Origin of the sequence: Microcystis sp. MC19 (assembly GCF_003019735.1) — a bacterium.
Classification (GTDB): Bacteria; Cyanobacteriota; Cyanobacteriia; order Cyanobacteriales; family Microcystaceae; genus Microcystis.
Genome location: NZ_CP020664.1, coordinates 3,407,261 through 3,421,655, shown reverse-complemented (window position 1 = coordinate 3,421,655; position 14,395 = coordinate 3,407,261). Strand labels below are relative to the sequence as shown.

14 protein-coding genes are annotated in these 14,395 nt (G+C 46.1%); 6 read left to right on the top strand and 8 right to left on the bottom strand.

Annotated elements, in window-relative coordinates; all coding sequences use genetic code 11:
* Window positions 1–8: 8 nt before the first annotated feature.
* From B5D77_RS17365 to B5D77_RS17355, 3 genes are all read left to right on the top strand, one after another.
* Complete coding sequence (locus B5D77_RS17365) at window positions 9–512, top strand: hypothetical protein (RefSeq protein WP_008203264.1); 504 nt, start codon at window positions 9–11, stop codon at window positions 510–512.
* 588 nt (window positions 513–1,100) lie between these two features.
* On the top strand, window positions 1,101–2,327 hold the full coding sequence (locus B5D77_RS17360) for a hypothetical protein (RefSeq protein WP_106909298.1): 1,227 nt from the start codon (window positions 1,101–1,103) through the stop codon (window positions 2,325–2,327).
* Between the two features lie 48 nt (window positions 2,328–2,375).
* On the top strand, window positions 2,376–2,984 hold the full coding sequence (locus B5D77_RS17355) for a hypothetical protein (protein WP_106909297.1): 609 nt from the start codon (window positions 2,376–2,378) through the stop codon (window positions 2,982–2,984).
* Between the two features lie 21 nt (window positions 2,985–3,005).
* Here B5D77_RS17355 and B5D77_RS17350 read toward each other — a convergent pair whose 3' ends face one another.
* The 6 genes from B5D77_RS17350 to B5D77_RS17325 form a co-directional block, all read right to left on the bottom strand.
* A complete protein-coding gene (locus B5D77_RS17350; protein ID WP_106909296.1) occupies window positions 3,006–4,211 on the bottom strand; it encodes a tetratricopeptide repeat-containing serine protease family protein in 1,206 nt (401 codons plus the stop codon).
* 29 nt (window positions 4,212–4,240) lie between these two features.
* Complete coding sequence (locus B5D77_RS17345; RefSeq protein WP_106909295.1) at window positions 4,241–5,146, bottom strand: serine protease; 906 nt, start codon at window positions 5,144–5,146, stop codon at window positions 4,241–4,243.
* Between the two features lie 105 nt (window positions 5,147–5,251).
* A complete protein-coding gene (locus B5D77_RS17340; protein WP_106909294.1) occupies window positions 5,252–5,875 on the bottom strand; it encodes a COP23 domain-containing protein in 624 nt (207 codons plus the stop codon).
* 160 nt (window positions 5,876–6,035) lie between these two features.
* Window positions 6,036–7,124, bottom strand: coding sequence for an isocitrate/isopropylmalate family dehydrogenase (locus tag B5D77_RS17335; RefSeq protein WP_106909293.1), 1,089 nt, complete (start codon window positions 7,122–7,124; stop codon window positions 6,036–6,038).
* A 199-nt stretch (window positions 7,125–7,323) separates the two neighbouring features.
* Window positions 7,324–7,560: a NifU family protein gene (locus B5D77_RS17330; protein ID WP_002783516.1), complete on the bottom strand. Its 237-nt coding sequence runs from the start codon at window positions 7,558–7,560 to the stop codon at window positions 7,324–7,326.
* 73 nt (window positions 7,561–7,633) lie between these two features.
* A complete protein-coding gene (locus tag B5D77_RS17325) occupies window positions 7,634–8,281 on the bottom strand; it encodes a DUF3386 domain-containing protein (RefSeq protein WP_106909292.1) in 648 nt (215 codons plus the stop codon).
* Between the two features lie 340 nt (window positions 8,282–8,621).
* Between B5D77_RS17325 and B5D77_RS17315 the strand changes: the two genes are divergently transcribed.
* From B5D77_RS17315 to B5D77_RS17305, 3 genes are all read left to right on the top strand, one after another.
* Window positions 8,622–8,858: a type II toxin-antitoxin system HicB family antitoxin gene (locus tag B5D77_RS17315; RefSeq protein WP_002753114.1), complete on the top strand. Its 237-nt coding sequence runs from the start codon at window positions 8,622–8,624 to the stop codon at window positions 8,856–8,858.
* Window positions 8,851–9,093, top strand: a complete 243-nt coding sequence (locus B5D77_RS17310) for a type II toxin-antitoxin system HicA family toxin (RefSeq protein WP_002735126.1) — start codon at window positions 8,851–8,853, stop codon at window positions 9,091–9,093. Before B5D77_RS17315 ends, B5D77_RS17310 begins: the two co-directional genes overlap by 8 nt.
* 97 nt (window positions 9,094–9,190) lie before the next feature.
* A complete protein-coding gene (locus tag B5D77_RS17305; protein ID WP_106909290.1) occupies window positions 9,191–10,927 on the top strand; it encodes a formylglycine-generating enzyme family protein in 1,737 nt (578 codons plus the stop codon).
* 373 nt (window positions 10,928–11,300) lie between these two features.
* Here B5D77_RS17305 and B5D77_RS17300 read toward each other — a convergent pair whose 3' ends face one another.
* A complete protein-coding gene (locus B5D77_RS17300; protein ID WP_039900203.1) occupies window positions 11,301–12,299 on the bottom strand; it encodes a nitrate ABC transporter ATP-binding protein in 999 nt (332 codons plus the stop codon).
* Window positions 12,300–12,346: 47 nt separating this feature from the next.
* Window positions 12,347–14,353: a nitrate ABC transporter ATP-binding protein gene (locus tag B5D77_RS17295; RefSeq protein WP_106909289.1), complete on the bottom strand. Its 2,007-nt coding sequence runs from the start codon at window positions 14,351–14,353 to the stop codon at window positions 12,347–12,349.
* Window positions 14,354–14,395 lie beyond the last annotated feature (42 nt).

Here is a 14,395-nt window from a genome sequence, read left to right as displayed (position 1 = left end):
CAAGCCTAATGAAAACTTTTGTTGAGCGTTATCGGTCTTGGTTTAATTGGACAACCCTAGCCATGGTTGTTCTCGGTTTCTGGTTAAGTGCCAGTTTCGTCATCGATTTAATCATTCTCCCCAGCTTATCCGTAGCTGGCATGATGACACAAAATGGCTTTGCCAGTGCCGGTTACTTGCTATTTGGCATTTTTAACCATCTGGAATTAGTTTGTGCGGCGATTGTGCTGTGTAGCTTTGTTGTCTTCCACCGCTATCATACCTTAATCCATCTCCCCGAACATCGATCGCTTCTATTTGCCGGTGTTCTCTTCGTAATCACCCTAATTTACACCTATTTTCTCACTCCCAATCTGAGTGCGATGGGTTTACTGGCTCCCGTTACCGCGTCGGGAATGTCGGGAGAAATGATGTCCTTGCAGATTGGTTACTGGTTTCTAGAAGTAGTTAAAGGTTTAATCGCTTTTACCCTGTTGCGCTGGTGTTGGCGAGATGCCTTTAAATTAGCTTAGTTGTTGATTACAAGCGGGGTTCAACCCGCTTTTTTTAGTTCTAGCAATATAATCCGCTTATTTGACTCGTGAACGGAGTGGCACCACAACTGGCGAAGCCAAGAATAGAGGTCGTAAATATTTTACATTTCATTTAGGCAGACTAGGGACAAAAAGAATCAAGGAAATTTTTAAACCATACTTTCAGTGAGGACAAGGATTTTCTTCAGTAATGCCGATGGGGTAGGCGAATTGACAATTCCAGACACTGGCAAAGGAAAGATGGTTCTTCTCGTTTCTGTAGGGATAATTTTCTTTCCAGAAAGATAGTCTTCAAAGCCTTGCCTAGCAAGACTCCTACCAATGATAAGGGACCTGCGCTTTGATAATGTACCTTTTGGGCGAACGCAGTTCGCCCCTACATTGTGGACAAAATCCGTTACTGTAGGGGCGCAAAGCTTGCGCCCTCCGATCAATTGGGATATTATTCCCACGCAAGTCCCTAAGCAATGATTATCATACAGAGAACGCAACTTTGATAACTTGCTATCTAAGAATAAATCAGTTACAATTCTGGCAAATTAACTTCGTCTGTGAGGAAAGCTGGAAGTGTTGTTAAAAAAAGCCAAAAGAAACAGCCAGATGAGACACATATTTTCTGGAGGAATTTTCATTACCTCCTGTTTGGGTACAGCCATACTGTGCGATGGGGTGAAAGCCATTCCTTCCCCCTTAGACATTGACGCTGCTTCTATTCGGGTATCCCAAGAAAAAATTACCATTAATTCCCCCGTGGAATTAGAGAGGACGGACAGAATTCTGACCACCAATTCCTTCTCGACAACAGAGGGATTAGCCGACAGTAATCTGCCCTCATCCTTAGAAAATAAGCCAGAGAAATCTTCCCTCGATACTTTAGCAACAGAAAAGACCGGGACAATTTCAACCCTAGAAGAATGGAAGGCGAATCTAGGGACAACGCGAGCGAGTCAGCTTTTACCAGCAGGGGATAATAACTCTCCAGAAGTCGAAAAATGGCAAGCGCAAGCATCTACCCCCGTTGATACCAATGTTTCCCCCGAATTGCAGCGTTTACGTCAAGAGTTTCTGATTGAGGAACCGCAATTAAGGCAACAAACCCTTTCTGCGAAACTGGCGGAATTTGTGGTTACTCCTAGTGGCAGTATCTCTACTCCCAGCGCTTTTGGAGCGACTTTTGGGCAGATTTTCGGTGGTTTCGGTTTCCAGTCGAGAACCCGTTTTACCAATCAAGCAGATGGTGGGTTAGCCCTAGGGGGTGGTTTGGGAGACCCCCAGAAAATTGTCGGTTTAGATGTAACTCTGGCGATTTTGAGCCTTTTTGATGATAATGCTGGACGGGGTAGTTTTAGCTTTAAAATTCACCGTTCTCTGCCAGAAAGTTTTGCTGTGGCCCTAGGATTTGAAAACGCTATTAACTGGGGTGGGACAGATGGCGGTAGCAGTATCTACGGGGTGGTGAGCAAATTTTTTCAGTTAACAAAAACAACGAAAGAACCCTTTAGCCAATTGACGCTCTCTTTGGGTGTTGGTGGTGGTCGTTTTCGCTCGGAAGGAGCCATCGAAGATGGGGTAAACTCGCTCGGTGTCTTTGCTAGTGCGGGTTTACGAATAGTTGAACCGGTCTCGGCCATTGTCGAATGGTCGGGTCAAGATTTAAACGCAGGTATTTCTCTGATTCCTTTCCCGAAAATCCCCTTGACGGTTAACCTTGCGGGTGCTGATTTAACGGGGAATGCCGGGGACGGCGCTCGCTTCGTCATGAGTATCGGCTACAATTACTTTTTCCCCCGTTAGTCGGTTTTTATATTGTGTAACTTAGTTTTTTGAATGAGGATTAAGACCATGTTGATGAAATGGTTGACTAATTGGCAAGTTTCCCTAGTGGCGGCGGTTTTGCTGACCAATTCCCTAGTCTCTCCCGTTATGGCGCAAACCGGCAACCAATCCGATATCACCGGACCAATTCTTTCCACCAGTGATTTTGCCGGTCAAACTATATCACTCCCCATCACCACCACGGTGACGGGATTGGGATTTCAGGGGGGAGAACCGGCTCAAATATCTGTTAATCAGACGGCCGCTTCTGTGAATACTCAGTTAGCTGATAATAATTTAACCTCCCCCACAGGTATCCCGATTCCCCCAACCGTTCAGCAACCGATACTGAGCATCTTAACAGCAGATGCACAGGCGGGTAATAATATCACTGCTGTCACTGCCGCTCTTACCACTGTACCAGGCGCACCGCCTTTAAGTGTTATTCAAAACTTATTGGACGGCTTAAACGGATTAACCTCTGGTGGTGCGGTTAATCCAGCTAACTTGTTGGCGGCGGTGCAGACCTATAATGAGATGATTTTAGCCAGTAACGAAGCGTTTCTGGCAAGTCCTCCCGCAGAACTACGGGCAATTCAAGCATCCTTAGCTGCATTGGTGGAAGCCGCTCGCTAACCCGCATTTTCCCTGCTGACTTCACCATAGTCTCCTCGGATTAGAGGGCTGTGGTGAAGGCTCCACGGTGGGCGCGGTGGTTGGCTGTGAGGGGGTTAGAGAAGGGGTATTTCCTCCCCCTAAAGATTCTTGGAGCTTGTCTCGCAGTTTTTTGGCGGTATCGGAGTCAGGATTAATTTTGAGAGCTTGTTCGTAGGCAGCTAGCGCCTCTTGGTGGCGTTTCCAGTAGGTCAAGAGCAGACCTTTCCCGTACCAAGCTTGATAGAGTTGAGCATCGAGTTGCAAGGCTTTTTCATAGGCGGCATAGGCGAGGGCTAATTGTCCTAACCGCCACATTTTATTGCCTTGATTAAGCCAGTTTAGGGGATTAGTATCGTTATTATTGGGAACTTCAAAAGCCTTGTATAATTCATCACCAATTTCTCGCAAAGATAAGGCATTGGGAGGCGAACTTTCGACATTTATCTGCCCTTGAATGCCAGACTGGGGTGCTAATTTCAAAAAAGTAGTGATGGGAATAGCGAGACTAAAGCCAATTGGCACGGGAACCTTTTCGATTTTTTCGGCTTCATTTTGTCCGTGAACCGCGATGACTCGTCCATTGATATCTAACACTGGACCGCCACTCATGCCCCCATAGGTGACACTGGTATAAACTATCTCATACCCCAACTCCGGAGGAAATATTTTCAGCAAGGGTGTAATGTCCTTGGGTAGCACTTTCCCCAGATTGAACAATCGTTTCCGCTTGCCGATAAATTTCGGGTCGGGCCATCCAGAAGCAAAAATAAATTGTTCGTCAGCTACTTGATAGTTACCCAAGGTCGCCAATTGATAATTTTGGTCGCTCTGAAACTGCACGAGAGCTAGATCTACTCCTGGTAATTTTTTGATGCTATTGTAATCGAGCGGATATTGCTTGCCATCCCAGGTAATAATTTTTAGTTGATCGTAATAGAACTTGCAGGCATCTCTAGCATCTTTACAGATTACATGACTAGCAGTAAGAACAGTATAAACTCTTCCTTCTTTGGCAATAATCGATCCGGAGCCATTAGAAGTAATTTTCCCATTCGCCCCCTCTTCTTCTGAGGGGATTAAAACGGTAATCTTTTCAGCAATTTTTTCTATCTCCTCAGTTGTTGATGCCTTAGCAATCTGAGGAGAAACCACAAACACCGCTATACTAACTAGGGCGGCGGAAATTTTCAAGAAATTGTTGCTCATTCTGGTTTAAAAATACAGTTGAGTGGAATTTACCAGAGTGGTGTGGGAGCGGGATTCTTTTCTCTTGGGGTTGACGAGGATGGAGAAGGAAAATCTTCCCAGAAAGTGGGTTCTCTATGGGTGGGAAGCGGTGGGGGTGACACTGCGGGCCGTTGCCGACTGGAAGCAGATGGAGAAGATGACCCCGATTTTAAAAAAGTCCCGATAGGAATCGCCCAACTTAATCGACTCATTTGTTCCCACAGTGCTGGTGAAGTCACTGTTCCATCAGCAAAAACGTAGGATTTACCCCAGAGAGGATAAGCATGAATCCCGTTAATACCAATAACTTTACCTTGCCGATTCAGCAGCGGTCCGCCACTCATGCCATTTTTAATCTTATTGGTGTAGCCGATTTGGTAGCCCCCCGAAAAGGATTTATCACTCAAAAGCGACACTTTACCAACGGTGAAGGTAAAATCAAAGGGATAGCCGGCGGCGAAAACTTCATCTCCGATAGTGAGATCATCGACATTAGCCAAATCAGCAATAGAATAAACTTGGCTACTGCGAAAAGAAACTAAGCCTAAATCATAATCATTCAAGCGAACTGTTCTGACCAACTCACCCCGATGTATCTTGCCGTCAGGGGTTTGTATTTGCCAAACCCGAGAGCGATACCGCCCTAAAACATGGTCATTCGTGAGGACTTTGTAGGAAGAACCCTGCTTTTCAACTAAAATGCCCGAACCCCAGCCTTGCCCTGATAACACCTTAACAGTAATTGCTCTGGCTGACTGACGCAGCTGTTGTTCTGAAAGTTGCTGAGAGCTATGGGCATTGGCCTGGTTAGGTTCCAGAGCAGGAGCATAGCTTTGGACAGCAAGCAAAGGTGTGGACAGTCCCAATAATAAACTGCCCGCACCAGCCAAAATTCTTTTTATAGGCCGACTCACTTGATTACTATGCTCCTTCTAAGAAACTAGAAAAGTTTACCAAACAGCGGGCGTTGGGTTTCCTTGCGTCAACCCAACCTACCTTATCTATAGAACTAGAAAAGTTTACCAAACAGAACCGCCTGATGGTTTTTGGGGGGGTTGTTCGGGAGAAGTCCCAGGCGCCGGAGAAGAGGACGAACCGGTGGCAGGATTTGTTTCCACGGGAACGCTTTCTAGGAATTTTTTGAAATAGACAGTGGCAGAATCCGATGAGCTTTCAAACAAAGGACTGCTGCTGGCTCCCGCCCGGATGTCAAATAGCTGTGCGATTTTCTGGGTTGCGTTTTCCCCTCTCTTGAGGGTGAATAATAGGTTACTGCTATTTGCCCGTTCTCGTCCATCACTAGGGGAATAGATAACCGGCAGACCATTGAGATAGCCAGTGGTAATAATATCAATTCCGCCTGGTCGAGTGGAAAGGGTATTGAATCTTCCGGTCACTTCTTGACAACGTTGCATGGGAGTATAACCGGCACCACTGAAATAACGAGAAAACCAATGAATCACGGGCTTATATTCATTAGGTCCGACTTGGGCAGCGGTTGTGGGAACTCCTACATAGGGGCCTGTCAGTGGTACAAGACACTCGAATCTGGTTTGAGCTTGGCTCGGTGATTGTAAGGTCAAGGCAGCTCCTACACCAATCAGAGCAATAGTCACAGTTTTTGTCAAAGTTTGTAGTTTCATTGTCCTTATTCTAATCCTGTAAAGGGACTCTGTTACACACTTCAAAGGTAGCTTTTGTTTTTCCGTTAAATAAAAGAAAGCAAGGCTTTTGCAACAATTCTTATTTTTTGGATTAGCTTTTCTTCAAACTCCTGTTAAGATAGCAATCAGATGAGTTCGTTTACCCCAAAGCAGACCAAACTTCTAACTTACTGACCACGCGACGAATCACCTCATCGGTAAACTCACTCATGGTCATTTGGCCCCCTAAATCGGGGGTTTTTTTGCCCTCGTGAATAGTTTCAAAGACACTTTCATAAATTGCCCGAGAAGCTTTGCGCGCTTCGTTAGTTTCGATATAACCTAACAAAGCTGCCGAGGCTAAAATCATCGCCATGGGATTAGCGATATTTTTGCCCTCTAAAGCGGGGGCAGTGCCGTGGGGAGCTTCTGCCATAATAGTTTTAACCGCTAATGTCTCCTCATCAAATCCCAAAACCAAACTTTCGGCCCCGGCAATACTGCCATAGAGTTGCAAGACAAAATCAGATAATAAATCGCCATCGCGATTAAGTGCCGGAATCACCAAAGCTTCGCCGTCGGTTTGTAAAAGTAGGGCAAAAGTTGCATCAATTAACAGGGGTTGATAACGCACTTCTGGATGTCTTTGGGCCGCCGCGTCTAATTCCTCTTTAAACATCCCTTCGTAGGTGGCACTAACGGTGAATTTTGGGCCGCCAAATACCCGCGCCCCGGTTTTTTTGGCGTGTTGAAAGGTAAACTCGGCCACAGCGCGACTGGTAGCCCTAGAAATGCGCGAGGTGCGATAGGCAATTTCATCGCCGGTGGCAGTGGTTTCTCGCCATTCTTTGGCCCCATAGGCATCATCAACGGCCATGCGGACAATGGCAATGGGAGAATAAACGCCCCCAATCGGACGAATACCGGGGATACGGCGACCGATGCGGAGAATTACCTGAGAATTCATTGCTTCTCTTAAAATAGCGTTAGGACTGCCCACATCTCCTTTAATTTCTGGGGTAATGGTGGCAGCTTTGAGAGCTAATCCGGTTTTTAGAGTCGCTTCAGCGGCCTCGTGAACCACTTGATTGTTACTCTGGCGACGTTGGGCTAAACTAAGATCAAAATCGGCAAAGTTAAGCGGTTGACGAATTATCGAGGGTTGCAATACTCTCAGGGCTTCTAGTAATAGTTCTTCTCCAGTTTGGTCGCCGTGCATGACCACAATGGTGGGGATATTTTCCGTCATAATTTTTGAGTTTTAATAAAAATTTTCGAGTATATGTTAATGTTTAATTGGCTGGTTAATTGGCTAAAAAAGATACTTTTTACCTTAATTAATTCTGTAATTTTATCGATCTTGCAGAAAAAAATATATAATTAATATTATGCCCGATCGCTAATTAAATTAGCAATCGGGCGGTGGTGAGAATTAATTAAACCAAGATTTAGAAAGCTTGTTCAACTTCGGCAATTTCTGGAATCATTTCCCGGAGACGACGTTCGATGCCCATTTTTAGGGTCATGGTGGAACTGGGACAGGAACCGCAAGCGCCTTGAAGACGCACTTTGACGACTGGCCCGTCGATTTCGACTAATTCCACGTTACCACCATCGGACATCAGGTAGGGGCGCATTTCATCTAAGACTTTTTCGACGTTATCGGGAGTCAGTGTTAAAGACATAATCAGCTTCTGGTCAGAGATTTATTAGAGTGTAGTTACTTCAATCCTAACGCTTTTTGGGCGGGGATAACCCTTAAGATTCTAAAAGCTGTAGATTGATAAAAGTAAATTCTGTGGTGGATTTTTCGCCACCGACATCGATTGCGTTAATCACTTGACAGGAGGGTAAATAATAATTACCGATTTTTTCGTAGGTTTCCTTAAAGTCACGTTTTCCCTTTAATTCATCGGTTTTAGCATTGCGGAAAATGGCATTATAGCGAATAGAAATATAACCTTCTCCCGTATCGAGACTTTCCTCGGTATTAATAGTAAAAGCCATCGGTCCCATGACTCGACTGACTTGACAGATTTCCTGACCGCGGACCTTATAATTAGATCCCATCGCATCGCCGGTGACAAGAATTTCTACTGCACCGGTGGGATCATCTTGCCCGAAATTAAACTGGTTTTTGCCGTGGGAAGCCTCAAAATTGCCTCTTTTACGGTGAGTAACGATGTCGCGCATTTGATTATAGATACTTTCTTGCACTTTCTCGTCATCAATGCCCGTTACTTCCACACTATAATCGGCATTAACTTGAATTTTGCCCGTATGGACTTCCTCCCCTTGGGTGAGGATAATATCAGCAGTGTAACCGGGGAATCGTTCATCCCAAGTGTAACGGTTTTCGTAGGCGGAGCGGAAAATATCTCGGGCGTTCGTCGTGGCTACAGTCATAATCGCTTTACTTGTGTTGATAACTCCATTTATATCATTGTCGCTGATTTTTTCGCCTCTGGCCGAGATTTCTAGAAAACTAGATGAATTTGACAACTTAGGGAAAAGTCGGCTCTCCCAGCTTTGGTGGGTAAAATGTATTCTAAGATACATTTCTCAAGAGCGAGGGGGTGGAACGAACCACAAAGACACAAAGGACACAAAGATCGATCGATCCTATGTCAATTAAACTTATCACACAGAACCTAGAAGAGCCAAAAGTCAATTAGAATGGGTCAATGACCCGTCCCTTGCTCGATTGCCATAAATCTAAATAAGCAAAAAATAAACATGAGCAATTATGACAAAATTAAGTCCAAAAGTTACCGCAATTATTCGTTCTGGTGAACAACAAGGATATGTAGGTGAATGCGTGGAAATTTCGATTGTCACCCAGGGAAATACCTTAGATGAGGTGGTTAATAATCTCCAAGAAGCCATTTTACTGCATTTAGAGGGAGAAGACCCCAGGGAGTTCGGTCTAGTTGCCAAACCTTCTCTACAGATTATATTTGAGTTACAGCCAGAATATGCCTAAGCTGAAACAACTATCCGGCAAAGACATTATCAAAATTCTTGATCGATTTGGTTTTACTATTCACAGTCAACGAGGAAGTCACATAAAATTGCGTCGTGTCATCTCGGAGAGAAAGGAGACTTTAACTATTCCCAATCATCGGCAACTTGATCCCGGAACCTGTTACGCTATTTTTAGGCAAGCAAGTCAATATATTCCAGAATCAGAGCTTTATCCTTACTTCTATGACTTATAGAAAAGGTTAGGTAGTTGCTCGGGGCGTATCCCGATAGTATTTGATCATCAAAAAATCGGGCTAAAATAGAAAAAACTCACCCTCAGCGATCACGGCGATGGCAGAAGAAACGGCGAAAATCAAGCTTTATCGGAAAACCTATCAACTTCCCCAACTAAATCGCCCCGATTTATTGGTTTTGCAGGATCAGATTCAAGAAAGACAGCAACTGATGAAAACCGGAAAACGGGTTCGCAATACATGGTTAGGATTGAGTAAAAAAGAAGAACCCCTCAATTTCGAGGAAACTTTTCAAGAATTGGAAAGATTAGTCGGGGACTATAACCAGTTAATCGGATTTCTCACCGACCATAAGGATGAATACCGGCGGTTTTTCCTGTCACTGACCGAGGAAATCAAGGAGGCAGTGGCGGTTAAATGCCATAAATTGGCAGAAACAGAGCGAAAACGCCAATCTTTGGAGAATAGCATCGGCTCGGCTGAACTGCGAGATACCCTGAGACTACAGAAACAGCAGATTTTCCGCACCGTGATTCTTGTTGGTCGCGCCAGCTTGCTTATGCTCAAGAAAATCGACTTAATCAGCGAAAGTATCCAGAAATTAGCTGAAGATCAGGATACACAAAAACAGGTTTTCTCGAAAATGATCGGCGAGTTGAACGGGTACAAACAAGTGTATCAGTTGCAGCTGGAGTTAGATAGTCTGGAAAAAGAAGCGATCGAAATGGTCAAAGTAGCCATTAATCTAGAACAATACCTAAAACCAATTATCGGGCAGTTTCAAGGCTTAATCGATCGAGTAGTGACCATTGACGGGGAACTTTCCCGCAGTGTCAGCGAAGTGGAATCCCTCGTCCAAAACATTCTCAGTTCCGAATCGGCCGTATCTTTCCGCAAAAACGAGAATCTATCGGCTAGTTTGCTCAATTTCCTCGTCACCAGCGAAGAAAAGCGCGGCCGTTTAGCGATCGCATTAGAGCGAGCCGAGCAGGAAGGATGGCAATGGACAGACGTGGAAATCCCCGACGAGGAAATCGAACTGGAAACCGCCATTCAACGCATCAACAACCATGTAATCGAGAGAGTCGGGAATTTTACCACCTCTACCGAAAACCTACCCAATGGGATAACACTGAAGATGGTGAGCTTACCAGCAGGTCAATTTCTCATGGGATCTCCTGACAGTGATCCCGATGCTCGCGATAATGAAAAGCCTCCACACCAAGTTCAAGTCAACGGTTTTGCGATTGGGAAATATCCGGTGACTCAGGCACAATATGAAGCGGTAATGGGAACCAATCCCTCTCGGTTTCAAAATAATCCCCAAAATCCGGTAGAAAAGGTTAGTTGGGAGGACGCTCAAGCCTTTTGCCAAAAATTGAGTCAAATAACAGGGAAAACCTATCGCCTCCCCACAGAAGCGGAATGGGAATATGCCTGTCGTGGGGGGACAACCACTCGCTATTATTTCGGTGATGATGCTAATCAGTTAGGAGATTATGCTTGGTATAACGGAAATTCTCAGGATAAAACTCATCCTGTGGGTCAGAAAAAGCCCAATGCTTGGGGACTCCATGACATGAGTGGCAATGTTTGGGAGTGGTGCGAAGACGATTGGCACGATAACTATATCGGAGCACCGACGGATGGCAGTGCTTGGATAACAAATAATAATGATAATGATTATGATTATCGCATACCGCGGGGCGGTTCTTGGTTCACCGATCCAAATCTCTGCCGTTCCGCTTGCCGCAACTACAACTACCGCCGCGCCTACGTCAGCAGCGCTTACGGCGGTTTTCGGGTGGTGTGCGGTGCTGGGAGGACTCTGTAACCCTTTTACCCTTTTTACCCTTTTTCTCTTTTTCTCTTTTTCCCGCCTAGCGGCGGGTCGATTTTTTTTTGAGAAAATTGGTTCTTCGGTTTGTGTTATGTAATGGACGGGGGTTATAAGAGATGGAACCCTTATAGAGAAAGACATTGGACGATTTTTGTCAATTGTTTTTGATCTAGAGCGAGCTAATCAGTTAAATCTTTTGCCAGATAAGGATTTAGTCGATTTATGCCCCCCTATCGAACCATAACAAGTAACGAAGAGCCGCACTGATTATCACACAAAGTCGAGGAGAGCCAAAACTCAAATCCGATCCCCGATAGCTGTCTCGGAGTCTCCTGTCTCGACTAGGAAATTAATTTTCCACTACTACTTATCTGGGGGCCTCTATGGTGGCCGGATTAGTAGTATTGGCAGTCTTGCTGGTGAACATTTGTATTAGACTAAAACCAACAAAAGCGAGTAAGGCTATGCCACCAATAGTAGTAACAATTTTACCCACGAGATTTTCTGTTGGGGGTTGTTCGGGGGCATCCTCATTGGGGTCTTCCGAATGGGCAAAACGATTGTAGAGGAAATCGAGAGCTTCATTGCGGAGTTCGTAGTAACGGGGATCCTCGGTAATTTGGGAACGAACCCGGGGACGAGCAAAAGGCATCTTTAACACCTCACCGATTTTAGCGCTCGGGCCATTGGTCATCATCACCAAGCGATCGCACAAGAACAAAGCCTCATCGATATCGTGGGTAATCATCAACACGGTTAACTGGTGTTCTTGCCAGATTTTCAGCAATTCTTCCTGTAATTCCTCTTTAGTAATCGCATCTAGGGCCCCGAAAGGTTCATCGAGGATGAGGACTTGGGGACGAATGGCCAGGGCGCGGGCGATCGCTACCCGTTGTTTCATGCCTCCCGATAATTGGGGGGGTTTTTTCTGGGCTGCTTCTGTCAATCCCACTAAGGATAGATTTTCTTCCACGATCTTCACCTTCTCAGCCTGAGATTTTTCGGGATAAACGGAATTAACCCCGATATAAACGTTCTCAAAGGCAGTTTTCCAGGGCAGAAGCGAATAATTTTGGAATACCATCATCCGGTCCGGTCCTGGTTCCTTAACCTCTTTATCCTGTAGCAGCACTTGCCCACGACTAGGAGAAGAAAACCCCGCCACCATATTTAAAAGGGTCGATTTACCGCAGCCGGAGTGACCGATAATGCAGACAAATTCCCCCTCATTGACTTGCAGCTCCACACCGTCTAAAACGGTGTAAACCCCTTCGGGGGAGGGGTATTCTTTGGCAACATTACTAACTAACAAAAAAGGCTGGGTGGTGGTGCTGGAATTCACGGTCTTATCGGTAAAAGTTTGCATAATTCGTCCTAGATTTATTTTAAGGTGGGCAAAGCCCACCACAACCATTAATTAGTCACGGGATCATCGAGGAGAACTTCTGAGACGCGATAATCGCGACGGATCGAGAAACGTTCCAGATAGCCGATCGGATCGTCGGGATTGAAAATAAGATGATCAAAGAGGGCAAAACTGTGGCGATCGGGTTCCAAATCGGGAAGGCCCAGAGACCGGCAAGCTTCGCCAAACAGATCGGGACGACGGACGCGTTCAATCACTTCTACCCAGTTGCGGGGGAAAGGCGCGTAACCCCAACGGGCCAGCTGAGTTAGGGTCCATAGGGCCTCACTGCGGCCCGGACAGTTAGCTTGATCGACGTAAAACTGATTAAATCGGAATAGGGGTTCGGGGGCAGTTCCTAAACCGCGATCATAACCATCGAGGAAACCGGGGCGGATAATTGCCCTATCCACGCCCACATACTGGGGCTGACTGAGAATATTGACTATTTCTTCTCGATTACGCCGATCATCGCAGTATTCACAGGCTTTAATTAAAGCTTTCACCATGGCGATATGGGTTTCGGGATGTTTCGCCGCCCAAGTTTCCCTGACCCCGAGGACTTTTTCCTGGTGTCCGGGCCAAATATCAAGATCGGTGGCGATAACGTAGCCTAATTTTTCGTGAACGGCGTAGGAGTTCCAGGGTTCCCCCACACAATAACCGTCGATATTACCCGCTTTTAGCAAGGAAACCATTTGAGGCGGCGGAATTACGGCTAAATTTACATCACTATCGGGATCGATGCCGCCACTAGCTAACCAGTAGCGTAACAGCAGATTGTGCATGGAGGCGGGGTGAACCATGCCGAAAGTGGCGATTTTATCGGGACTTTGCAGGAGGGCCCCCTTTAAGTCCTCCAGTTTTTCTACCCCCAATTCCCTGTATTTATTGCTGAGGGTGATGGCGTTACCGTTGCGACTGAGTACCAAAGCGCTAATCACGGGGACAGAGGGCTTATTGCCAGCCCCAATGGTCATGCTGAGGGGCATTCCCGCCACCATCTGGGCCGCATCGAGACGACCGGTAGCTACCCCTTGGGCGAGCGCTTTCCAGTTGGGTTCCCTTTGCAGGACAACATTCTCTAATCCTTCCTCAGCGAAGAAACCTTTCTCTTTGGCGATAATAATCGGGGCGCAATCGGTGAGGGGGATAAAACCGATGGTGGGATTGGTTTTCAGTCCGGTAGCTTGGCCGATCAGCGTCACCGCTCCGGTGGGTTGACCGACTTTCTTCGCTCGCTTCTGTTGGTTGAGGAAATAAACGATCTCGTTACGGAGGGAGTAGTAACTGGGATGGTTAACTACTTCTAAACGATGCCGGGGCCTGGGAATAGGAACATCGAGAATCTGACCGATATGGGCCTCCGGACCGGTGGTTAACATCACCACTCGATCGGATAGTAATAGGGCCTCATCCACATCGTGCGTGACCATGATACAGGTAACGTGGCTTTCCTCGACGATTTCCATCAAACGTTCCTGTAAATTGCCTCTGGTTAACGCATCCAGCGCCCCAAAGGGTTCATCAAGTAGCAGGACTTTTGGCCGTAGAGCTAAAGCACGGGCGATCGCAACCCGTTGTTTCATGCCTCCCGATAATTCTCCCGGTCGTTTGTTGGCGGCATGGCGCAGGTGTACCATATCGATACTATGTTCGATGACACTTTTGCGTTCAGCAGCCGGTAGATGACGCAGCACGCGGTTAACTCCTAGGGCGATATTTTCCCGGACGGTTAACCAAGGCAGCAGCGAATAATTCTGGAACACCACCATGCGATCGGGTCCAGGATCTTTAATTTCTCTTCCCTCTAAAATCACCCCCCCCACCGTCGGGCGATCGAGTCCGGCGACCATATTTAAGAGGGTGGATTTCCCGCAACCGGAGTGACCGATTAAAGAGATAAATTCCCCTTTAGTAACGCTGAGATCGATATTTTTCAGGGCGATATATTGACGGCCATCGGGCAGAGGGAAAACCTTATCAATGTGATCGACTTCAATAAATGCAGACATTTTCAGTTATCAGTTATCAGTTATCAGTTATCAGTTATCAGT

Excerpts from the sequence above, each read along its gene's own strand:
- B5D77_RS17355 (WP_106909297.1), top strand. The coding sequence starts at position 2,376 with ATGTTGATGAAATGGTTGACTAATTGGCAAGTTTCCCTAGTGGCGGCG.
- B5D77_RS17365 (WP_008203264.1), top strand. The coding sequence starts at position 9 with ATGAAAACTTTTGTTGAGCGTTATCGGTCTTGGTTTAATTGGACAACC.
- B5D77_RS17295 (WP_106909289.1), bottom strand. The coding sequence starts at position 14,353 with ATGTCTGCATTTATTGAAGTCGATCACATTGATAAGGTTTTCCCTCTG.
- B5D77_RS17330 (WP_002783516.1), bottom strand. The coding sequence starts at position 7,560 with ATGTCTTTAACACTGACTCCCGATAACGTCGAAAAAGTCTTAGATGAA.
- B5D77_RS17315 (WP_002753114.1), top strand. The coding sequence starts at position 8,622 with ATGACAAAATTAAGTCCAAAAGTTACCGCAATTATTCGTTCTGGTGAA.
- B5D77_RS17350 (WP_106909296.1), bottom strand. The coding sequence starts at position 4,211 with ATGAGCAACAATTTCTTGAAAATTTCCGCCGCCCTAGTTAGTATAGCG.
- B5D77_RS17300 (WP_039900203.1), bottom strand. The coding sequence starts at position 12,299 with ATGCAAACTTTTACCGATAAGACCGTGAATTCCAGCACCACCACCCAG.
- B5D77_RS17305 (WP_106909290.1), top strand. The coding sequence starts at position 9,191 with ATGGCAGAAGAAACGGCGAAAATCAAGCTTTATCGGAAAACCTATCAA.
- B5D77_RS17325 (WP_106909292.1), bottom strand. The coding sequence starts at position 8,281 with ATGACTGTAGCCACGACGAACGCCCGAGATATTTTCCGCTCCGCCTAC.
- B5D77_RS17310 (WP_002735126.1), top strand. The coding sequence starts at position 8,851 with ATGCCTAAGCTGAAACAACTATCCGGCAAAGACATTATCAAAATTCTT.
- B5D77_RS17335 (WP_106909293.1), bottom strand. The coding sequence starts at position 7,124 with ATGACGGAAAATATCCCCACCATTGTGGTCATGCACGGCGACCAAACT.
- B5D77_RS17340 (WP_106909294.1), bottom strand. The coding sequence starts at position 5,875 with ATGAAACTACAAACTTTGACAAAAACTGTGACTATTGCTCTGATTGGT.